The following is a 21,416-nucleotide window of genomic DNA, read 5'->3' on the forward strand; positions in this document are numbered from 1 at the left end:
GGGCTGGCTCCCCATGACGCAACCGTGGTCGGTGCGACGTATTGTCGCAGCGGCCACGGTTTTTCATTTGTAAGGAATAATCGTCATGTTCAACAAAGTGACAAAATCGTTCCAGTACGGCCAGCACACGGTCGTCCTGGAAACTGGCGAGATCGCTCGCCAGGCCTCCGGCGCCGTTGTGGTGTCGATCGAGGACACCGTTGTCCTGGCTACTGTCGTAGCTTCCAAGAAGGCCAAGCCGGGTCAAACGTTTTTCCCGCTGACCGTCGACTACATCGAAAAGACCTACGCCGCCGGCCGTATTCCGGGTGGGTTCTTCAAGCGCGAAGGCAAGCCGTCCGAAAAGGAAACGCTGACCTCGCGCCTGATCGATCGTCCGCTGCGTCCGCTGTTCCCCGAAGACTTCTACAACGAAGTCCAGGTGGTCATCCACACGCTGTCGGTCAATCCCGAGATTGATCCCGACATCGCCGCCATGATCGGCGCCTCGGCCGCTCTGGCCATTTCGGGCATCCCGTTCAACGGCCCGATCGGCGCCGCTCGCGTGGGCTACATCGACGGCCAATACGCACTGAACCCGACCGCCACGCAGCTGAAGTCCTCGAAGCTGGACCTGGTGGTTGCCGGTACGGAAAACGCCGTGCTGATGGTGGAATCGGAAGCCCAACAGCTGTCCGAAGAAATCATGCTGGGCGGTGTGGTGTTCGGCCACGAGCAAATGCAGGCCGTCATCAACGCCATTCACGAATTGGTGAAGGACGCCGGCAAGCCCGAGTGGGACTGGCAAGCGCCCGCCAAGGACGAAGCCCTGATCGCCGCCGTGACCGCGGCTGCCCAGGAAGGCTTGAACGCCGCCTACCAGATCCGCGAAAAGCAGGCCCGTACGGCCAAGCTGCGCGAAGTGTCGGCCGACGTGTCGGCCAAGCTGGCTGCCGCCGCTGCTGAAAAGGGCGAGCCCGCGCCTGACGCCGTCACCGTCGACAACATCATGTTCTCGCTGGAATCGGCCATCGTTCGCGGTCAGATCCTGAACGGCGAACCGCGTATCGACGGTCGCGACACCCGCACCGTTCGCCCCATCAGCGTGCGTCTGGGCGTGCTGCCCCGCGCACACGGCAGCGCGCTGTTCACCCGTGGTGAAACGCAAGCGCTGGTCGTGGCCACGCTGGGCACCAAGCAAGACGAACAGATCATCGACGCGCTCATGGGTGAATACCGCGACCGCTTCATGATGCACTACAACATGCCTCCGTTCGCCACCGGCGAAACGGGCCGCATCGGTGTGCCCAAGCGCCGCGAAATCGGTCACGGCCGTCTCGCCAAGCGTTCGCTGATCCCGCTGCTGCCGGCTCCGGAAGACTTCCAATACACGATTCGCATCGTGTCGGAAATCACCGAGTCCAACGGCTCGTCGTCGATGGCTTCGGTCTGCGGCGGCTCGCTGGCCATGATGGACGCCGGCGTGCCGGTCAAGGATCACGTGGCCGGTGTGGCCATGGGCCTGATCCTGGACGGCGGCAAGTTTGCCGTGCTGACCGACATTCTGGGTGACGAAGATCACCTGGGCGACATGGACTTCAAGGTTGCGGGCACCGAAAACGGCGTCACCGCACTGCAGATGGACATCAAGATCCAGGGCATCACGAAGGAAATCATGCAAGTGGCGCTGGCGCAAGCCCGCGAAGGCCGCCTGCACATCCTGACCAAGATGAAGGAAGCGCTGGACGGTTCGCGCGGCGAGCTCTCGGCTTTTGCCCCGCGCATGCTGACCATCAAGATCAACCCCGAGAAGATCCGCGACGTGATCGGCAAGGGCGGCGCCACCATCCGCGCGCTGACCGAAGAAACCGGCACGCAGATCGACATCTCTGACGACGGCACGATCGTGATCGCCAGCGTCGACGAAGCGCAGGCCAAAGAAGCCCAGCGCCGCATCGTCGAACTGACGGCCGATGTCGAAGTGGGCCAGATGTACGAAGGTTCGGTCCTGCGTCTGCTGGACTTCGGCGCCATCGTGCAAGTGCTGCCGGGCCGTGACGGCCTGCTGCACATCTCGGAAATCGCCAACTACCGCATCGCGAACATCAACGATGTGCTGAAGGTCGGCCAGCAAGTCCGCGTCAAGGTCATCGAGGCCGACGACAAGGGCCGTCTGCGCCTGTCCATCAAGGCAATCGGCGGTATCGAAGCGCAGCAACCCGCTGCCGCTCCCGATGCAGCCCCCCAATCGGAACCGCAAGCTGAATAAGCTGGCAGGCTGATTGAACAAGAACGGCGCCGCAAGGCGCCGTTTTTTATTGCGGCGCCGCAAACCGCGACTGACGCGCTGATTCATCTTCTTGCGACTTCACCCCGCTGTCGTCCCCCAACTTCGCCGACCTTGCTGTAAAGTCGTGCGCGAGAAAAGGGGGAATCGGATGATCCAAGCATGACCAGATGGCCTGCCGCCGCGGGCGCGGTGCTGTGTGGCGCGCTGTCCGCCGCAATGCTGACCGGCTGCATGAGCAGTCCGGGCCCGGGACAGCGCGGCCCCAACAGCGAAGCCATGTCGGCCGACCAATTCGGCCAGACGGATTTCAATCGCACCGTCACGCTGGAAGTGCGCGACAACCTCACCAGCCTGTATTCGCTGCTGGACAAGCTCTACCGGCGCAATCCGCGCGAATGGCGCAAGACCGGCGTGGCCGATCAAAAAGCCGCCGTGAACCGGGTCAAACACGCCATCGAAGTGCGCATCCCGCCCAGCGACCTGGCCGGCCTGCGAGACATCCAGATCCTGGCCGTGTCGCTGGACCCGAACTACTCCGGTGACCGCGTCGGCGCGTTCATCTACGGCATGGCCGACACCATCATCGCCGCACACAACGGCAAGACCCGCCTGTATGCCACCGACGCGCTGGACGGCCAGCGGGTCTACAATGCCGCACGGAACGTCGAGGCTGCCGCCTGGCTGCTGGCCTCGCGCCGCAACAATCAGGGCGAGCTGCTTTTGCTGGCCAATGAAATGTCTCCCAATGCCACGAACCTGAGCTTCGAACGCGAGTTCGGCGCCATCATTGGCAGGCTGGACCTGATCGCCAACCTGCTTGGCGAGAATTCCCGCCGCATCGGGATCAACTATGCGCAAGGCCTCTTGCTGTTCAATTTTCTGCCTGTGCGTTAACAGGACCCACCCATCGTGATCGATATCGCTTCCATCCAGACCGCCCGCGAACACTTGCGCGGCCAGGTCTTGAAGACCCCGTTTACCTTGTCCCGCACGCTGTCCGACATCTTCGGCGCCGAGATCTGGCTGAAGTTCGAGAACCTGCAATTCACGGCGTCGTTCAAGGAACGCGGCGCGTTGAACCGCATGCTCAGCTTGTCGGACGAGGAGCGCGCCAAGGGGGTTATCGCGGTGTCCGCCGGCAACCATGCGCAAGGCGTGGCCTACCATGCGCAGCGCATGGGCGTACCGGCCGTGATCGTGATGCCGCGCTTCACGCCCACCGTCAAGGTGGCCAACACGCGCCGCTTTGGCGCCGAGGTGGTGTTGGCGGGCGATACGTTCGACGATGCGAAGGCGCACGGCTACGAGCTGGCGCAGGCGCGCGGGCTGATCATGATCCACCCCTACGACGACGAAGCCGTCATTTCGGGGCAGGGCACCGTGGCGCTGGAAATGCTGGAAGACCAGCCGCGGCTGGACATGATGGTCATCGCCATCGGCGGCGGCGGGCTGATTTCAGGCGTGGCCACGGCGGCCAAGGCCTTGAAGCCGGACATCGAGATCGTGGGCGTGCAGACCGAGCGCTTTCCGTCGATGTACGCGGCGGTCCAGGGCGTGGACATGCCGCAGGGGCAATACACCATTGCGGAAGGCATCGCCGTGAAGTCGCCCGGTGCGCTGACGCAGCCCATCGTCGCCAAGCTGGTCGATCACATTGAACTGGTCAGCGAAAGCGACATCGAGCACGCCATCGTCGTGCTGCTGGAAATTGAAAAGACCGTGGTCGAAGGCGCCGGCGCGGCGGGCCTGGCGGCCCTGCTGCGCGCGCAGGAAGCGGGCAGCGACCGCTACAAAGGCAAGCGCATCGGCCTGGTGCTGACGGGCGGCAACATTGACCCGCTGATGCTGGGCGAGCTGATCGAACGCGGCATGGTGCGCGCCGGCCGCCTTGCCCGTATCCGCGTGGACTTGCGCGACCTGCCGGGTGCGCTGGCGCATGCCACCAAACTCATTGCCGACGCGCAGGCGAATATCACCGAAGTGCATCACCAACGCGCTTTCACGTCATTGCCGGTGCGCAATGTCGAAGTGGATTTTGTCTTGCAGACCCGTGGCCCGGACCACATCCTGGAAGTCATCGACGTACTGAACGCCGCGGGCTTCGCGGCCAGCAACCACGACCACTGACCAGGGCGGCGGCACCGGCTTGAGGCCGCCTTCACCCGACACCGAATCCACCTCACGGACGCCCGCAACTTGCGGGCGTTTTTGTTTTCGCGCGCACGCTTGAAGTCGGACGTTGTTGCAAAAAAAGTTGCGCAGCGCAGCCACTGCGAAAATTTTTTCACGTCACCCCTGGAACTTTTTCGTCCTTGGCCAACATCCCCGCAGTGCCTGCGTTGAAAGCAAAGTGAAGGGTGTTTGTAAGCCGCCATCACGGCCAGACAGGTGAAAAATGTCCACTATTTGACTCAGGGATATCCCCAAAAAAGTCATGGTTCTTACGGATGTTCGATATGTCGGCATGCGATTTAGGATCTCCCACTTCGCTTTTCTGCCTGTCGTTCGCGACGGTGCCGCAAGGCGTTGGGATAAGCACGCGCCGTTGTTTTCAGTGATGGTTCGGCGCGTCAGACAAGGGAGACCGCAGCTTGATTAGAAACAGACAGGACTTTTGGTCCGGAGCCATGTTCATTGCTTTGGGAGGGGCCTTTTCCGCGCAGGCCACCGAATATTCCATGGGAAGCGCGGCACGTATGGGACCGGGATATTTCCCTTTCTGGCTGGGCATCGTCCTGGCGCTGATGGGCGCGGTCGTGCTGATCAGCGCGCTGGCCAAGAACGCCCAGACGACCACCATCAGCCGCTACGACTTCCGCATTCTTTTCCTGGTGGTCGGGTCGGTGGTGTTGTACGGTTTCGCGCTTTCGCACCTGGGGCTTTACCTTTCAGTTTTTCTGCTGGTGCTCATCAGCAGCCTTGCCAGCCACGAATTCAATTGGAAAGTCGCCGTTGCCAACGGCCTGTTCCTCGTGGCGTTCTCCTACCTTGCGTTCATCCGCGGCCTGGGCTTGATATTTCCCCTGTGGCCCAGCGCATTCGCCAACTAGGAGACGGCAATGGAACTACTGCAAAACCTGATGCTGGGTTTCTCCGTGGCGTTCACGCCGGAAAACCTTAGCTACGCATTCCTGGGCTGCCTGCTGGGCACGTTGGTGGGCGTATTGCCGGGCCTGGGTCCGGTGCCCACCATCGCGATGCTGCTTCCCATCACGTATGTGTTGCCGCCCACGGCCGGCCTCATCATGCTGGCGGGCATTTACTACGGCACCCAGTATGGCGGCTCGACGACGGCCATTCTGGTGAACCTGCCGGGCGAAACATCCGCCGTGGTGACGGTGCTGGATGGTCACCAGATGGCGCGCAACGGACGGGCCGGCGCGGCCTTGTCGCTTGCCGCCATCGGGTCCTTCTTCGCGGGTAGCGTCGCCACCGTGTTGATCGCCGCCTTCGCGCCGCCCTTGGCGGAAGTCGCCTTTGCATTCGGCCCCGCCGAGTATTTTTCATTGATGGCCCTGGGTCTTATCGGCGCGGTGGTGCTGGCGTCGGGGTCGCTGCCCAAGGCGATTTGCATGATCCTGTTGGGCTTGCTGCTGGGCATGGTCGGGACCGATGTCAATTCGGGCGTCGCCCGCTACGATTTCAGCATCCCGGAATTGCAGGACGGTATCGACTTCGCCATCGTCGCGATGGGCGTTTTCGGGCTGTCCGAGATCATGGCCAACCTGGAGCAGAAAGAGAATCGGGTCGAGATCACCGACAAGGTGGGTTCGCTGTATCCCAGCCGGCAAGAGTTCCGCGAAGCCGCGCCCGCCATCGTCCGGGGCACGGCCCTGGGTTCCGCATTGGGCATCTTGCCAGGCGGCGGTTCTGTCTTGTCGGCGTTTGCCTCGTACACGCTTGAGAAGAAACTGTCGAAACAGCCCGAGCGTTTCGGCAAGGGACATCCGGCCGGCTTGGCAGGTCCGGAATCCGCTAACAACGCGGGCGCGCAAACCTCGTTCATCCCGCTGCTGACGTTGGGTATTCCGGGCAACGCGGTCATGGCCTTGATGGTGGGCGCGATGACCATCCACAACATCCAGCCCGGCCCGCAAGTGATGACGAGCCACCCCGAGCTGTTCTGGGGCCTGATTGCGTCCATGTGGATCGGCAACCTGATGCTTGTCATCCTGAACCTGCCGTTGATCGGCATCTGGGTGAAGCTGTTGCGCGTTCCCTACCGCATGCTGTTCCCGGCAATCCTGGTGTTCTGCACGATTGGCGTGTATTCGCTGAACTACAACGTGTTCGACATCTTCATGTTCGCCATCTTCGGCGTCATCGGGTATGTCTGGAGCAAGCTGGGCTGCGAAGGCGCGCCGCTGTTGCTGGGCCTGGTGCTGGGTCCGATGATGGAAGAAAACTTCCGTCGGGCGCTATTGCTGTCGCGCGGTGAATTCAGCACCTTCGTCACGCGTCCGCTGTCCGCCACATTGCTGGCGCTGGCCGCCATTTTGCTGGTGCTGGTGATGCTGCCGGCGCTGCGAAAGAAGCGCGAGGAAACGTTCGTCGAGGTCGACTGACCACGGGGAACAAGCTTGGCTCCGGGCCTGGTGCGGCGCAAGCTGGCCAGGCCCTTTTTTTGCCCTCTTGTCGCCCTGCAAGGCGCCCCAGCAGGCGTCTTAGCAGGCGCCTCAGCAGTCGTGTCGGAAGCCGCCCCGCCTTTTTACCCCGCGTCGCGCGCCACCAGGCTCTTCAAGCCATACAGGCGTTCGCGATGCAGCGTCGTGGCCAGCGGTTCGGGCTCGCGGCCCAGCGCAACGTAGTCGTCGGGAATCTGCGCAATGGCCGCGCGCATGGCGCTCGCGTCCGCCTGCCACCATTGCACCAGCATGCGATCGGGGTTGTACACATCAAGCCCCTGGCGCCGCAATTCCGACCGGTTGAAATCCTTCAGGTTCCAGGTCAGCACCTGCACCACGGGCGGCTGCTGCCAGCCACAACGCGCGCGGCGCGCCAGGCCGGCGGCAATCACGTGAAAGTCCTTGGGGTCGCTGTAGCGCAACGAGGCCTCATACACCTGGGTGTCGGCTTCGTTGGCGTCGGGAAAGCGCGCGTTCATCTCGGCCCAGAACTCGGCCAGCACCTCGGGCGGAATATCCCAGATGCGCGACGCGTTGCGGCGCCATTCCTCGCCAATGCGTTCGGTCCACACCGGCGTGTACACGCCGGCATCCGCCAGACGCAACAGCAACCGCCGCAAGATGCCGGACATCAGGACGCACGCGTCCAGGACGATGAAAGGGGGGCGGGCGGCGGGGGCGTTCAAGACGACAGGAAGAAAGGGAAAACCGGGGAAAGCGCAGGGCAGGCGCAAGACAGGCGACCCGAAAGGCCGATGCCTTTCGATCGCAAAAGTGGTGCCCGAGACCGGAATCGAACCGGTACGACCTTGCGGTCGAGGGATTTTCTTACCACTTCGGCTTTCGCCGCCAGCGCGGGTGCGCTGTTCGTGGTCTGGAGCACGCCTTCACCATAGCCTTGCGGCCTTAGGTGCCCGCCGTCTGCTCTCTACACCTTCCCCGATTTTTCAATCGGGGCTTGGCTCGGCGTTGGCTCGGAACAAGTCCAGGGCATTCGCCGAGTTTGACGGGCTACACCTTTGAAGTTTCCTCCAAAGGGCTCAAATTTTTTCAAGTCCCTTGTGTCTACCAATTTCACCACTCGGGCGATGCGCGGCCCTTTGCAAGGGTCGGCAGCGGGCGTGACTATAACATCCCGCCGCGCGCGTTCCGGCTACTTGCGGCCGAACAGCCGTCCCAGGAAGCCGGCGGGTTTGGCGGCGGCCGCTTCCGCTTCCAGCGCATTCTTCATCGACAGCTCCTGAAAATACGGCTTGCCGTTTTGCTGGTAGGACGAGGAGGCCTGGCGGTAGGCCACGGCCGATTCCGCGTGGCGCTTCATCTGGCCGTAGATCCGGCCGCGCGCGAACAGCGCCCAGCTTCGGTAGTCGGGGTCCAGCGCCAGCAGGCGGTCGCAAGCGGCCAGCCCTTCGTCATTGCGCTTGGCGGCGATCAGCGCGTTGATGCGTTCGGCGTGCAGCGGGCCGCTGTCGGGCCAACGTTCCAGGGCGGTGTCGGCGTAGGCCACGGCCTCGTCGGCGCGGTTCAAATTCGTCAGCGCTTCGATGCGGACGCGACGCCATTTCAGCCAGTCCGGGTCCAGCGAAATGGCCACCTCGGCCAGCGGCAGCGCTTCGTCGTAGCGTTCCAGGTAGTTCAGCATGTCGGCCGCGTTGCCGGGCAGGAAGTCGTCGCTGGGGGCGAGCTCATAGCCTTTCAGGTAGTACGCCAGCGCGGCTTCCCAATTGCGCTGGTCGCGCTGGGCGTTGCCCGCCACGAACAGCAGTTGCGCGTCGCCGCTGTCAAGCGGGTCCAGGCCGATCAGCGCTTCTTCGGCAAGTTTCGGTTCGCGGCTGCGCACGTATTCGCGCGCTTGCTCCTTGCGGCCCTCCCAGCCGGTGTCGGACAGCGTATCCAGATGGCGCCACAAGGGCACGGCTTCGTCCGCGCGACCCAGCCGGTGCAGCGACCGCGCCTTGCCTTCCAGCGGCCAGTCCCAGTCGGGCTCGCGTCGCAGCAGGCTGGTCCATTCCTCGATGGCGTCGGCGTGGCGTTCCATGGCTTGCAGGCAGGACGCGCGGTTGTGCTGGATGGCGTTTTGTTCGCCCAGGATGGCGCGGGCGCGGTCGAACATGGCGATGGCGTTTTGCAGGTCGCCCAGGCGCCGGTAGTTGTTGCCGGCGTCGTACAAAAAGCCGCCATTGTTGGGTGCCAGCGCGACGGCACGCTGGTGGTAGGGCAGGGCCTCGGTATAGCGACCGGCGTTGTGCAGGTTTGATCCGATATAGCAGTGCGGCGCGGCGGCGGCCGAACGCACTTGAGAGGCGCGGGTCCAGCTGGCGATGGCGTCTTCCAGGCGACGGTCGTTGATCAGCAGGTAGCCTTCGGCCATCAGCAGGCCAAAGTGCGAAGGCGCCCGTTGGCGGGCGTCCCGCAATCCGCGCCACGCCTGCTGCTTGTCGCCGTCGTCGTATTGCACCACCGCCTGCACGGCGATGGCGTCGCTGCATTGCGGGTCCAGCGCCAGCGCGCGCGCCAGGTCGGCGTCACGCTGGACATAGGCTTTGCGTTGCGCGTGGCAGCGGGCACGCAAGGCCCACGCGGTGGCCGATGCCGGCTGTTCGCGCACGGCCTGGTCGCACAGCGACAGCATTTTTGGCAGGTCGCTACCGTCTTCGGCGCGGTGGATGGCTTCGATCAAGGCGGACATGCGTGGGTTCCGTCGTTACGTCGGTTGCTTGGCGGGTGCTGAGAATGGCCGGGCGGCCTAGCGCGAGAAGGCGCTGGCGTCGTGGCGGCAACTGTAGGTACGGTCGCTGGCGGGGATGTCGTCGCTGCCGCATTGCCACCGGCGCACGCCGCCGCCTTTGCGTTCGGCGCGCAGTTCCGGCACGTAGACCAGATGCTTGCCCGCCAGGCTGGGCGTGCCGTCGGTGCTGGGCGTGCCGGCAATGGTGAAGCGCAATACGCCGTTGACCGGGTTCATCTCCACCTTGGAAAAGCCGCTGTCTTGCATGGACTGCTGGCTGATGCCCAGGTCGTCCAGGCTGGCCGGAAACTTCTGCGTGCGCCGATAGTGGTTTTCCGCCAGGCGGCGCACCGGGTCGGACACCAGGTCATAGCGGTTGATATCCGCATGCAGCGGGTTGTCGCTGTTGCGATCGCCGGTGGCGTTCACGCCAATGACGATGCCCACCACCACCAGGACCAGGGTGCCGAAAACAAAAAACAGGAACTTGCCCGCGCCGGTGACAGACGGGGCGCGCGCCACGGCCGCCTGCATCGCGTGAGGGTTCGCATCGCGTGTGATCACGTGCGTGCCGGCCAAGGCGTTGTGCATGGCGCGTTCGCCAAAGATCATTTGCTGCAAGTGGTGAAACAGGCCCGGCAGCAGCATGTTCACCGTGTACTTCAACGTGTGCCGCCACAACGACCGCACCAGGCCCGGCGCCTTGCCTTTGCGATTGACCACGCGCAGTTTCACCGCGCGCTTGCCCGGCGACCCGTTGCCCCACGCGTCCATGATGGCGGGCAGAAACCAGCCGATCAATCCGGCGATCAAGGCAATCCAGAAGGGCGCCTTGTCACCGGTCAAGCCCTCGTAGGTCAGCTGGGACGCCAGGATCAAGACGGTCATCCCCACCGCCATCACCACGGCGTCTATTGCGCTTGCGCCCAGCCGTGGCCAGATGCTGGGGAACACCAGCGCGTTGCCTTGTCCGGCGGGGGCGGACCGGGCGGCGGCTTTAGGCGCGGAGGCCTTGGCGGGTTTTGTTTTTTTCTTGCCCGTGGCGAATGCGCCGGCGGGTTGGGCGGCCGACGAAGCCGGGACAGGCAGCGGCGCCTGGCAACTGAAGCATTGCGTATTCGAGGCGGGGTTCTGCCAATTGCAGCGAGGGCATTGCATGGAAACTGAGATCCTGGAGGCGCCTGGGGCCGTACAACAACGACCGGAGCGCGGATGATACTCAAGTCTTGCGCTAGGGAAAACCCGGATCACCGCGTGTGCGAACAGCCGCCACTGAAACAGAGGTGGGGCGCAGCGCTCCGCGGTGTCGCAAGGTTCCGTCGCGATGCCGGGCGCGGATCATCGCCCGGCGCCGGCCCATGTTTATGCGCCCGTGGCCTCGCGCAGGGCAACAATGAAAGCGTTCAGTGCTGCATCGCGGTCTGGCTCGTTGGGGCTCGCGTAGCGCGGCTCGGGATAGGCGGCAAGCTGCACCACCGCCAGCTGTGCGCGCGTATCGATGAAGATGCGCTGACCGGAATGGCCCATGGCCATCATCGCGCCGTCCTCGCGCAGCCACCAGCTGTAGCCGTACGCCGCGAGGCCCAGCGCCTCTCGATGCGCGGTGTGCTGGTCGGCCGGGATCTGGAATGCCGGGGTGCCGGACCGTGCGACCCAGCCTTCGGGCAGGATGCGCTCGCCGCCCGCCACGCCATCGTCCAGGACGAACTGTGCGAAGCGGCCGATGTCGCGTAGCGTCATGCCCGCGCGGCTGCCTCCGATCTCCTGCCCATCGTCAGATTCCAGCGTGTAGAACCCGTCGAATTCCATGCCGCACGGCTGCCAGATTCGCCGTGACATATAGTCGGCCAGCGTCCCGCCGGTGGCGGCGCTGAGTACCGCGCCCAGCAGATACGTATCCCCGGTGTTGTAGTGCCATACCCGGCCGGCGTCGTGGGCGCGATGGCAGGCGCGCAGCAAGCCCAGCACGCCGCCCGGCACCTTGTCGGCCAGCGATTTGCTATAGCGATTCACATCCGAGGACTTGTCGGTGTAGTTTTCTTCCCAGGCGATACCTGATGACATTGTCAGCAGGTGGCGCACCGTCACGGCATCGTAGGCGCAGCCGGCCAGCGCCGGCACATAGGCCGTCACCGGGTCGTCCAGGCTCGCAATCCAGCCGTCGTGCAAGGCCGCGCCCGTCAGCATGGCCGTCATGGACTTGACCGTGGACATGGTCGACCAGCGCTCATGCGCCTGGAAACCCAGGCCATAGCGTTCCAGAACAATGTGGCCGCGATGGATCGCGATCAGGCCGGCAACGTTGTTGCGGTCCATCAGATCGGCCACACCCAGCTGTTCATCGCCCTGCGTGAAGCGCACGTCGATTTCGGGAGCGCGCGGCAAGGGGCGTGGCTGCGAACCACGGCGGATGGCGCGGGTGGCGAACAGGCGATCGACGATGCGATAGCCATACGACTGCAGGCAGGGCGGCCACAGCAGGAAGTCTTCACCGCGCGGCAGGTGTTCAACGGCCTCGGCCAACCGCGGGGAGGGGATAGCGTTCATGGATACCTCAATAAAAAGCCGGGCGCGCGGCCCGGCATAAATCAGTCGTTGCGCACGCCCAGGCGTTTCACGATCGGGCCCCACACATCGGCCTCGGTTTTCATCGACTCCGCCACCGAGGCGGGTCCAAGCTCCTTGGGCGGCGTCATGTAGATGTCGGCCATTTGCTTGCGCACCGCCGGATCAGCCCAGAACTTGCGCGTGGCCTCGGTAAGCCGAGTCACGATCTCGGGGGGCGTGCCCTTGGGCGCCATCAAGCCGTACCAGGCGTCGCCGGGAAAGCCCTGCACGCCGACCTCCGCAATCGTGGGCACATCGGGAAGCTGCGCGACGCGGTCTGCGCCGAAGATCACCAGCGGTACCGCCTTGCCGGTCTTGACCTGCGGCACCGCGCCGGTAAGCGCGTCCGCGGTCAGGTCGATTTGTCCGCCGATCAAATCCATCATTGCCGGCGCTGCGCCCTTGTACGGTACGTGCGACAACTCGATCTTGAAGTGCTCGGCCAGAAATGCCACGTTCAGGTGTGTGGAATTGCCGATACCGGCCGAGCCGTAGTTCAGATGACCGGGGCTGGCCTTGGCCTTCTTCACCAGGTCATCCACCGACCGGATGCCGGTGGCGGGATTGGCCACCAGCACCTGTGAGGTGCCGGCGATCTTCGTGACCGGATCGAAGTCGCGCGTGGGGTTGTAGGCCAGCTGCGAGTAGGTGAATGGGTTTACCGACATGTTGGACGTGCTGCCGAACAGCAGCGCATAGCCGTCGGCCGGCTGCTTGGCCACATAGGCGGCCGCGATGCTGCCATTGGCGCCGGGCTTGTTTTCCACCACCACGGTGCCGCCGATCTCTTTGCCGGCGTAGGCGGCCCAGGCACGCGCCAGCGCGTCGGCCGCGCCGCCGGCAGCCACGGGAACAAATACCGAGACCGGGCGGGCCGGCCAGTCGGCGGCGCTAGCTGGCGCGGCGCAAGCCATGGCCAGCGTGCCGGCTGCGGCCAGGCCTATCAGGCGTTGAAAACGGGAAGAAGCCGACTGCGGAAAGCGCGAACCGAGGGCCATGGCCTGTTGCTCCAGTTGAATTCGGATGGTGAACCCGCATTCTGGAAGTCCCGATTCATTACGTCCAATGCATAATTAATCATCAAAGCATAATTAAGAAGTAATAAAACCACGGGGTCCGCATGAACTTGCAGCAGCTGGAACACTTTCTTGTGTTGGTGGAGACTCGATCTTTCAGCCGTGCAGCCGTCAAACTGCACCTGACACAGCCCGCCCTCAGCCGCAGTATCCAGGCGCTTGAAGAAACGCTGGGCGGCCGCTTGCTTGAACGCGACAAAGAGAAAACGCTGACAGCGCTGGGCGAGTTGGCCATCGTGCGTGCGCGGCGCATCCGGGTCGAACTGTCCGAGCTGCGTCGCAGCGCCAGCCTGTTGGCCGACTACGCGGGCGGCACGCTGCGGCTGGGCCTCGGCCCCACGCCCACCGCGATTCTTTCGGTGCCGCTGCTGCGCGAGATGAAGGAGCGCTATCCGGCAATCAAGCTGCTGCTAAGCGGCGGTGCACCCGAGATGCAGGTGCAAGAGCTGCGCGAGGGGGCGGTCGACGCGCTGGTGGTTCACCGCAATCACATCCCGGCCGACGCGGATCTGCATCTGATGTTCTTTCCCCGCACGCCGCTGGGCTTCGTGGTTCGGACCGGGCATCCACTGGCCGGCCGGACCGATCTCGATTTTCAGGCCTTGCGTCGTTTCGGCGTAGCCGCCAGCGGACGAGCCATGAGCGACGAGGTGATGCACCGACTGAATGCCTATTTCGGCCCAACAGCGCATTTCATCGAAGCGATCCAGTACCAATCGAACGACATCCACCCGCTGGTCGATTTGGTCCGAACCAGCGATACGGTGTTCTTTGGCGTGCTGCGCGTGGCGCAGCCTGGAATCGCCCATGGCGAGTTGGTGCACTTGGATATCCGACCGGCATTGGAGTTGTCGTCCCAGTTTGTGTTTGTGACTCTGGAAGGCAAAACACTGCCACCCGCGCTATTGCGGCTCAGGGAACTGTGCACGCGCTACATGTCGGGAGAGGATGCCCCGTGACGCGACGGGAAGCCGGTGTCTTTGCGTGGCGACTGCCGATATAGCGCGCGAGCGCCGGGGCGAAGGCCGTATTTCGGGCCGGTCTGCAACGCAGGTAGGGGAACGCAGCCGCGCCGCAAAGGCGCGTGGGCTGCTGTCGAGGGTCTGGCGGAAGCGGTGAGATTCGAACTCACGAACGGTTGCCCGTTGCCGGTTTTCAAGACCGGTGCAATCGACCACTCTGCCACGCTTCCGGGGTGATGCCGCGCCGCGCGTCGGTTCGCGGCGTTACGGTTTGGGGATTCGGCCGTCAGGCAAACATTCTGCCCGAACGATCCCGCGAGATGCCGTAAAGGGCGCAATAATAATCTATTTGCTGCAAAGGAGGCACGCGATGCACGCTGTAGAAATCTCCCGCCCCGGCGGCCCCGAGGTCCTGGTCCCCGTAGAACGCCCCACGCCCGAACCCGGCGCGGGTGAAGTCCTGATCAAAGTCAGCGCCGCGGGCATCAATCGCCCCGACGTTTTCCAGCGCAAGGGCAACTATGCCCCGCCGCGTGGCGTGTCCGACCTGCCGGGCCTGGAAGTGGCCGGTGAGATCGTAAGCGGTGACGTTGCCGACAGCGGTTTTGCCATCGGCGACAAGGTCTGCGCCCTGGTGGCCGGCGGTGGTTACGCCGAATATTGCGTGGCGCCCGTGGCGCAATGCCTGCCCATTCCCAAGGGCTTGTCAGACGTTGAAGCGGCCGGTTTGCCCGAGACCTATTTCACGGTCTGGAGCAACGTGTTCGATCGCGGCCGCCTGTCCGAAGGCGAGATCCTGCTGGTGCACGGCGGCGCCAGCGGCATCGGCACCACGGCGATCCAGTTGGCGCGCGCCATGGGCAACCGCGTGTTCGCCACGGTCGGCAGCGACGACCGCGCCCGTGCCGTCGAGGCACTGGGTGCTGAAAAAGGCATCAACTACAAAACCCAGGATTTCGTGAAGGAAGTCATGGGCGCGACCGATGGGCGCGGCGTGGACGTCATCCTGGACATGGTGGCCGGCGACTACATCGCCCGCGACATGCAGTGCCTGGCCGATGACGGCCGCATCGTCATCATTGCGCAACTGGGCGGTTCGCGCGCCGACGTGGACACCTCTCAAGTCATGCGCCGCCGCCTGACCATCACGGGCTCCACCCTGCGTCCCCGTCCCGTCGCCTTCAAGGGCGCCATCGCCCGCGCCCTGCGCGAACAGGCTTGGCCCTTGCTGGAAAAAGGGGCCATCAAGCCCATCGTTCACGCCACCTTCCCGCTGGCCGAGGCCTCCAAGGCGCACGCCATGATGGAAGGCGGTGAAAACATCGGCAAAATCATCCTGACAATGTAAGAATCGCGCGGCGATCGGCGTATCGCCGCGCAACAGGATACAATCTTGGGTTTCGCCTGGAATTTTTTCCAGGCAGGCCCGTGGGCGGTTGCATCATTGCCCGGGGCTCACCCCCACTCTGACACCTGCCATGACTTCAGTCGACAATCGCGCCCGCCTCGTGCTGGGCAACTGGAAGATGCACGGCAACCTGGCCGAGAACGCCGCGTTGCTGACCGAGCTGCGCGCCGCGGATGCCGCGAGCCACTGCGAGATCGGCATCTGTGTTCCGTTTCCCTATCTGGCGCAAGCTGGCTCGGCCCTGACCGGAAGCAGCGTGTCGTGGGGCGCGCAAGACGTCAGCGCACACGAAAAAGGCGCCTACACCGGTGAAGTGTCCGGTGCAATGCTGAAAGAATTCGGTTGCCGCTGGGCATTGGCCGGCCACTCCGAGCGCCGCGTGCTGCACGGTGAAACCGACGAAATCGTTGCCGCCAAGGCGCAAGCCGCGCTGGCCGCAGGCCTGACCCCGGTGGTCTGCGTCGGTGAATCGCTGGCGGATCGCGAAGCGGGCAACACGCTGGCCGTCATCGAGCGCCAGTTGAAGCCCGTGCTGGCCCTGGGCGCCGAATCGGTGGCGCGCATGGTCCTGGCCTATGAGCCCGTCTGGGCCATCGGCACCGGCCGCACTGCCAGCCCCGAGCAAGCGCAGGAAGTTCACGGCGCCATCCGCGCCGCCCTGCGCACGCTGGGCGCGGCGCAAGTACAAGTTTTATACGGCGGTAGCGTCAAAGCTGCCAACGCCGCCAGTTTGTTCGCCATGACTGATATCGACGGGGCCCTGGTCGGCGGCGCGTCGCTAGTGGCTGAAGAATTTTTGCGTATTGCCGCCATCTAAGTTTCCGTTCCGGAGTCTGTAATGCCCTTGATGCTTAAACTTTTGCTGGCCGTCCAAGTACTTTCGGCGCTGGCTATCATCGTCCTGGTCCTGCTGCAGCAGGGCAAGGGTGCCGACATGGGGTCCGCTTTCGGTAGCGGCTCGTCCGGCAGCCTGTTCGGTGCCACTGGCGCTGCCAACTTCCTGTCGCGCGCCACGAAGTGGGCCGCCGTGGTCTTCTTTGCGTCCACCGCCGGCCTGGCCTACGTCAGCCACAAGGGCACCAGCGGCCCGGCCGTTGACTCCGGCGTGATGCAAAGCTTCCCGGCCGACCGCTCCGTGCCGCAAGTGCCGGGCGCAGCCCCCGCTGCTCCCGCAGCCGGTGGTTCTTCGGTTCCGGGTGCCGCTTCGGTTCCGGCGGCGCCTGCCGCGCCGGCCAAGCCCGACGCTTCGGTGCCCGCTGCCCCGGCCGCTCCGGCCACCAAGCCGGCTGAAACGCCCGCCAAGTAAGATCGGGCAAGGTTGAAAAAGCCGGCGTGCGCGCCGGCTTTTTTATTTTGCGCCGTTGGGACCGGAGCCCGAAATCTGCTCCATTCCGGGTTCTACTAAATCCATGCTAGAATGCTCGACTTTCTGGCCTTGCCTATCGGTAGGGTTACAGAAATCTGGTGAATGCCGACGTGGTGAAATTGGTAGACACGCTATCTTGAGGGGGTAGTGGCGAAAGCTGTGCGAGTTCGAGTCTCGCCGTCGGCACCAAGAATTCCTCGCAAAAAAGCCCGCTGAAACGCTACGTTTCAGCGGGCTTTTTGCTTTGAGTGTGCGTTTGCCTTTGCCTTTGGCCTTGGACACATGGCCATTGATCCCTCAATGCAAGTTCCCGCCAAACGCCACCACCGCCACCACGAACGTCGCGAGCCCGACCGCTGCCAATCGATACGCCCGCTTCGCGTCATGCGCGTTGTTTCGGCTTAGCCCGATCAGCGTCGCCACCGTCGACCACAATCCCGTGAACGCCAGCAGCGACAGCGTGTACACCCAATCCGACAGGTCATAGCCGCCACCCCCAATCGATACAGGCGCCGACGTCCGTGGCCACAGCAACGCAATCAGTGTGCCGGCCACCACGGCAAAGACGGCGAGCCAGGCCAGAAATGCGCGGTCCTTCAACATGGTTTCGATCCTAGGGTTTCAGTTAGGGGATGTAATGCGCACGCCCCTGCACGCCAAAACAGTGATGCGGCACTGTTATAAAGGGCGTTGTAGATTCAACGGTAGGGCAAGCTTATGTCGATTCAACAGTTGATCCGTTGCGGTGCGGCAGCGTCGCTAATCGCGATGGGTACAGGATGTTCCATGGTTGGCTTGGGAGACTCCCGTAGCAGCGAGTGCCAGTGGTATCGCAGCAGCTGCATGCACGAAGGCTCATACGACCCCGGCGAAGAAGACTACGCCGAAGAAGAGGCAAAGCGCTTGAACAAGCAGTCTTCCGATCGGCTGCGCCGCAGCTCGGGCGACTGAAGCAACTGAAGCAACTGAAGCGGCTGAAGTAGCTGAACCCGCCGAAGCCACTGAATCGCGCCCGCGCGGCAAGATTCAGGCTTCCAGGTAATGATTGCGCAAGACGTCGGCGTCTATCTTCAGCGCGTCTTTCAGATACCGGTCCATGCTGCCGTATTCCTGCTTGATGGCCTGCACCGACGCGTCCAGGTACGCGGGCGCCACTTCCAGCAGCGGCATCATCACGTCGTCCTTGATGCCGCTGGCGCCGGACTTTGCCAGGATGTCCTCAAAGAACCGGGCGTTGCAGTGATTCGATTCCAGATAATTCGACAGGATATCGTCCTGCGCCACGCCCAGCGCCGATAGCAGCAACAGCGATGCGAAGCCGGTGCGGTCCTTGCCCGCCGTGCAATGAAAGAGCAGCGTCTTGCCCGTCATCGCCGTGTTCATGAAGCCGCCAAACGCGGCCTGGTAGTGCGACGGAAATTCTCGGTAGATCTCGACCATCATGGTCGTCGCGAATGCCGGGCTGGCGTCGCGCAGGCGCGGCAGCAGGGATGCCATGGCCATATTGCCGTCCAGCACGGGCGATGCAATCCAGTGAAAGCGTTGGCCGAAGTGCGCCTCGTCGTGGGCCTTTTCCGGTTCAGCGCGAAAGTCGATGACGGCTTCCAAACCCAGCGCGCCCAGCCGTTCCAGGTCGGCGGCGCTGGCGCGGCCCGGGTTGCCGCTGCGAAACAGTTTTCCCCGCCGCACGCGCCGGCCGTCGATCCCGGCCAGCCCGCCCAGGTCGCGCGCATTGTGCACGTTCTCAAGCTCCAGGCGGCGCTGCATGGCTTCGGGCGTTGGCATGAATGGGTCTTGCTGGCGCATGGGGGTCGGCATGGGTTCCTTCACGTGTAAACGGGTCGGTGGATCGTAGCACCACGGGCGCGCTCGCAGCGGCCATGCCGCCCTTGTGGGGGGGGGGCGCCGGCGCTCGTTTGGGCAATAGCCGCCCGGGCCTAAGCCCCCAGCTTGCCCAGCAATTCAATCAGCTGCCGCTTTTCCGCCGCACCCAGTTCCTGGCTGATCCGCGCGTCATGCGCCTGCACGGCCTCTGTAATGTCGGCCAGCACGGCGCGGCCGGCGTCGGTGGCTGCCAGGGAATAGGCGCGCTTATCGTGCTCGGCGTCCTGCCGTTCCACATAGCCCAGCGCCTGCAACTGGTTCACGATCTGCACGGCGCCCGACCGCGCAATGCCCTGGATGCGAGCCAGGTCCGTTAGTTTCAGGTGAGTATTCGCCGCAATCAATGTCAGCGCCGAAAACCGCTGGGGCGTGATGTCCCACGGTGCCAACGCGGCCAGGAAGTCCTCATAGATAACGATCTGCGCGCGTCGGATGGCGTAGCCGACCAGACCGTCCAGTGCGCCGTACTGGACGCCGGGGACGTGGGGCTGAAACTGCTCGCCTCGCGCGCCGGGGCGGCGGGGGCGTTGGGATGCGGCTCGTGACATGGCGGTGGCGCGGGGCAGGGTCCTGGTGTCAGGGGGCTCAACACTAATGCAGTCATGCGCGCCGCGCTACCGGATTACGGGAAATCCCCGGTGCGGAATCGGCGGCAATTTTGTTATGTTGCATAACAAATAAGACCAGGAGTAGACATGCAAATCGTCATCGCCGGCGCCGGCATCGGCGGGCTGACGCTCGCGCTGATGCTGCATCGGCGCGGCATCGAATGCCGCGTATATGAAAGCGCCCAGGAACTGAGACCGCTGGGCGTGGGCATCAACCTGCTGCCACACGCGGTCAGCGAGCTGGAACAGCTGGGCCTGATGCCCGCGCTGGCCGAGCGCGCCATCGAAACGTCGCAGCTGCACTACTACAACAAGTTCGGCCAGCCCATCTGGCGCGAGCCGCGTGGCGTTCAGGCGGGTTATCCGCTGCCGCAATTCTCGGTGCACCGGGGCGAATTCCAGATGCTGCTGGCGCAGGCGGTGCGAGACCGTTTGGGCAACGATGCCATTGTGACGGGCATGGTGCTGGAATCCGCCGAGCAGGACGCGGACGGCGCCACGGCAGTGTTCCGGCGGCGCGCGGACGGATCGTTGCACCGCGTGCGCGGCGATATCCTGGTGGGCGCCGACGGCATCCATTCCGCGTTGCGCCGCCAACTGCATCCGGTGGGCGACGAACCCCGCTTCTCTGGCCGCATGCTGTGGCGCGCGGTCACGGAGGCCCCGCCCTACCTGGACGGGCGCAGCATGTTCATGGCCGGTCATCAGGACCAGAAGTTCGTCTGCTACCCGATCTCTGAACCGCTGCGCCGCGAAGGGCGCTCGCTGATCAACTGGATTGCCGAACTTTCCGTGCCGGGCGCCGAACTGCCGGCCACCGACTGGAACCGCCAGGTGGACAAGTCGGTGTTCGCGGACAGGTTCGCCAACTGGCGCTGGGACTGGATCGACATTCCCGCGATCATCGACGGCGCAGAAGCCATCTACGAATTTCCCTTGGTGGACCGCGACCCGCTGCCGCGCTGGACGCGGGGGCGCGTGACGCTGTTGGGCGACGCCGCGCATCCCATGTACCCCATTGGTTCGAACGGATCGGCGCAGGCCATTCTGGACGCGCGCTGTCTGTCGGATTGGCTGGCGCAGGCGGCCGGCGGTCGCGTGCGCACGCCGGAAATCGCATTGTTGGAATATGAGGCCGAGCGCCTGCCGCGCACGGCCGGCATCGTGCTGCGCAACCGCTTGAACGGCCCCGAACAGGTCATGCAGATGGCCGAAGAACGCGCGCCGCAAGGTTTCACCGACATCCACGATGTGATGGCGCACGAGGAATTGGCGGCCGTATCGCTGCGCTACAAACAACTGGCGGGATTCGATCCCGCCGCCTTGAAGAAAAGCCGGGAATCCACGCCATGAGCGCCATCGATGCATTGACCGACCCGGAAGCCCCCCGGCTCGAACACGTCACCACCGTTATCGTCCAGGTTGGCGCACCGCAGGAAGTGGGCGACACGCCGCAAGGCCGCCGCCGCGTCATCCCGATTACGGGCGGCACCGCGCAAGGCCCACGCCTGACAGGCAAGGTGCTGCCGGGCGGCGCCGATTTTCAGGTGATCCGCTCGGCCACGTACACCGATATTCACGCGCGCTACGTCATCGAAACGCCCGAGGGCGATCGCGTCTACGTCGAGAACACCGGCATACGCACCGGGCACGCGGACGACATCGCCCGGTTGGTGCGCGGCGAACCCGTGGACCCCGCCAGGATTTACTTCCGCAGCTATCCGCGCTTTGAAACGGCGGCGCCCGCACTGGGCTGGATGAACGAAAGCCTGTTCATCGGCACGGGCGCACGCTATCCCGACCGGGTCGAACTGCGCTTCTACCGCATTTGCTGAACCCGCGGCATCCGCCGTGGCATGACGATAAAAACGACTCGGAGACAA

19 protein-coding genes and 2 tRNA genes are annotated in these 21,416 nt (G+C 64.1%); 12 read left to right on the forward strand and 9 right to left on the reverse strand.

Going from position 1 to position 21,416, the window contains the following annotated elements:
- Positions 1 to 85: 85 nt before the first annotated feature.
- The 5 genes from pnp (at position 86) to KYT87_RS05770 (ending at position 6,834) form a co-directional block, all read left to right on the forward strand.
- On the forward strand, positions 86 to 2,248 hold the full coding sequence (gene pnp, locus KYT87_RS05750) for a polyribonucleotide nucleotidyltransferase (protein ID WP_104143657.1): 2,163 nt from the start codon (positions 86 to 88) through the stop codon (positions 2,246 to 2,248).
- A gap of 237 nt (positions 2,249 to 2,485) precedes the next feature.
- Positions 2,486 to 3,163 carry a hypothetical protein gene (locus KYT87_RS05755; RefSeq protein WP_370512779.1) on the forward strand — a complete coding sequence of 226 codons (678 nt, stop codon included), beginning with the start codon at positions 2,486 to 2,488 and terminating at the stop codon, positions 3,161 to 3,163.
- Positions 3,164 to 3,178: 15 nt separating this feature from the next.
- Positions 3,179 to 4,396 (forward strand): threonine ammonia-lyase, encoded by a 1,218-nt coding sequence (locus KYT87_RS05760; RefSeq protein ID WP_104143660.1) that lies wholly within the window; start codon positions 3,179 to 3,181, stop codon positions 4,394 to 4,396.
- A gap of 500 nt (positions 4,397 to 4,896) precedes the next feature.
- On the forward strand, positions 4,897 to 5,319 hold the full coding sequence (locus tag KYT87_RS05765; RefSeq protein ID WP_046807020.1) for a tripartite tricarboxylate transporter TctB family protein: 423 nt from the start codon (positions 4,897 to 4,899) through the stop codon (positions 5,317 to 5,319).
- A gap of 9 nt (positions 5,320 to 5,328) precedes the next feature.
- Entirely contained in the window at positions 5,329 to 6,834 is a 1,506-nt protein-coding gene (locus KYT87_RS05770; protein ID WP_046807021.1) for a tripartite tricarboxylate transporter permease, read from the forward strand.
- 143 nt (positions 6,835 to 6,977) lie between these two features.
- On the opposite strand, the gene KYT87_RS05775 is transcribed toward KYT87_RS05770, so the two are convergent.
- The 5 genes from KYT87_RS05775 to KYT87_RS05795 all read right to left on the reverse strand — a co-directional run bounded on the left by KYT87_RS05775 (position 6,978) and on the right by KYT87_RS05795 (position 13,227).
- Entirely contained in the window at positions 6,978 to 7,526 is a 549-nt protein-coding gene (locus KYT87_RS05775; RefSeq protein WP_240434040.1) for a PIN domain-containing protein, read from the reverse strand.
- A 521-nt stretch (positions 7,527 to 8,047) separates the two neighbouring features.
- Positions 8,048 to 9,583: a tetratricopeptide repeat protein gene (locus KYT87_RS05780; RefSeq protein WP_219991819.1), complete on the reverse strand. Its 1,536-nt coding sequence runs from the start codon at positions 9,581 to 9,583 to the stop codon at positions 8,048 to 8,050.
- 57 nt (positions 9,584 to 9,640) lie between these two features.
- Positions 9,641 to 10,780 (reverse strand): RDD family protein, encoded by a 1,140-nt coding sequence (locus KYT87_RS05785; RefSeq protein WP_255593946.1) that lies wholly within the window; start codon positions 10,778 to 10,780, stop codon positions 9,641 to 9,643.
- A 204-nt stretch (positions 10,781 to 10,984) separates the two neighbouring features.
- Entirely contained in the window at positions 10,985 to 12,169 is a 1,185-nt protein-coding gene (locus KYT87_RS05790) for a serine hydrolase (protein WP_219991820.1), read from the reverse strand.
- A gap of 41 nt (positions 12,170 to 12,210) precedes the next feature.
- Positions 12,211 to 13,227, reverse strand: coding sequence for a tripartite tricarboxylate transporter substrate binding protein (locus KYT87_RS05795; RefSeq protein WP_255593948.1), 1,017 nt, complete (start codon positions 13,225 to 13,227; stop codon positions 12,211 to 12,213).
- Between the two features lie 122 nt (positions 13,228 to 13,349).
- Here KYT87_RS05795 and KYT87_RS05800 point away from each other — a divergent pair, with 122 nt between their 5' ends.
- Complete coding sequence (locus KYT87_RS05800) at positions 13,350 to 14,264, forward strand: LysR family transcriptional regulator (RefSeq protein ID WP_046807026.1); 915 nt, start codon at positions 13,350 to 13,352, stop codon at positions 14,262 to 14,264.
- A gap of 145 nt (positions 14,265 to 14,409) precedes the next feature.
- Here the strand turns inward: KYT87_RS05800 and KYT87_RS05805 are convergent.
- Positions 14,410 to 14,497, reverse strand: a tRNA-Ser gene (locus tag KYT87_RS05805).
- 140 nt (positions 14,498 to 14,637) lie between these two features.
- Here KYT87_RS05805 and KYT87_RS05810 point away from each other — a divergent pair.
- From KYT87_RS05810 to KYT87_RS05825, 4 genes are all read left to right on the forward strand, one after another.
- The gene (locus KYT87_RS05810) at positions 14,638 to 15,615 is read left to right on the forward strand and encodes an NAD(P)H-quinone oxidoreductase (RefSeq protein WP_219991821.1); all 978 of its coding nucleotides are present in this window, start codon (positions 14,638 to 14,640) and stop codon (positions 15,613 to 15,615) included.
- A gap of 130 nt (positions 15,616 to 15,745) precedes the next feature.
- A complete protein-coding gene (gene tpiA / locus KYT87_RS05815) occupies positions 15,746 to 16,492 on the forward strand; it encodes a triose-phosphate isomerase (RefSeq protein WP_046807028.1) in 747 nt (248 codons plus the stop codon).
- 21 nt (positions 16,493 to 16,513) lie between these two features.
- On the forward strand, positions 16,514 to 16,981 hold the full coding sequence (secG, locus tag KYT87_RS05820; protein ID WP_046807029.1) for a preprotein translocase subunit SecG: 468 nt from the start codon (positions 16,514 to 16,516) through the stop codon (positions 16,979 to 16,981).
- A gap of 164 nt (positions 16,982 to 17,145) precedes the next feature.
- Positions 17,146 to 17,230 (forward strand) — tRNA-Leu (locus KYT87_RS05825).
- Positions 17,231 to 17,338: 108 nt separating this feature from the next.
- Here KYT87_RS05825 and KYT87_RS05830 read toward each other — a convergent pair.
- The 3 genes from KYT87_RS05830 to KYT87_RS05845 all read right to left on the reverse strand — a co-directional run bounded on the left by KYT87_RS05830 (position 17,339) and on the right by KYT87_RS05845 (position 19,473).
- Entirely contained in the window at positions 17,339 to 17,644 is a 306-nt protein-coding gene (locus KYT87_RS05830) for a hypothetical protein (protein WP_219991822.1), read from the reverse strand.
- A gap of 423 nt (positions 17,645 to 18,067) precedes the next feature.
- A complete protein-coding gene (locus KYT87_RS05840; protein WP_219991824.1) occupies positions 18,068 to 18,859 on the reverse strand; it encodes a tyrosine-protein phosphatase in 792 nt (263 codons plus the stop codon).
- Positions 18,860 to 18,978: 119 nt separating this feature from the next.
- On the reverse strand, positions 18,979 to 19,473 hold the full coding sequence (locus KYT87_RS05845) for a MarR family winged helix-turn-helix transcriptional regulator (protein ID WP_046807032.1): 495 nt from the start codon (positions 19,471 to 19,473) through the stop codon (positions 18,979 to 18,981).
- Between the two features lie 147 nt (positions 19,474 to 19,620).
- Here KYT87_RS05845 and KYT87_RS05850 point away from each other — a divergent pair, with 147 nt between their 5' ends.
- Both KYT87_RS05850 and KYT87_RS05855 read left to right on the forward strand, forming a co-directional pair.
- Entirely contained in the window at positions 19,621 to 20,886 is a 1,266-nt protein-coding gene (locus tag KYT87_RS05850) for a flavin-dependent oxidoreductase (protein ID WP_219991825.1), read from the forward strand.
- Positions 20,883 to 21,368 (forward strand): DUF3237 domain-containing protein, encoded by a 486-nt coding sequence (locus KYT87_RS05855; RefSeq protein ID WP_219991826.1) that lies wholly within the window; start codon positions 20,883 to 20,885, stop codon positions 21,366 to 21,368. Before KYT87_RS05850 ends, KYT87_RS05855 begins: the two co-directional genes overlap by 4 nt.
- Positions 21,369 to 21,416: the final 48 nt, after the last annotated feature.

The organism is Achromobacter sp. ES-001 (assembly GCF_019448355.1).
Lineage (GTDB): Bacteria > Pseudomonadota > Gammaproteobacteria > Burkholderiales > Burkholderiaceae_B > Achromobacter > Achromobacter spanius_B.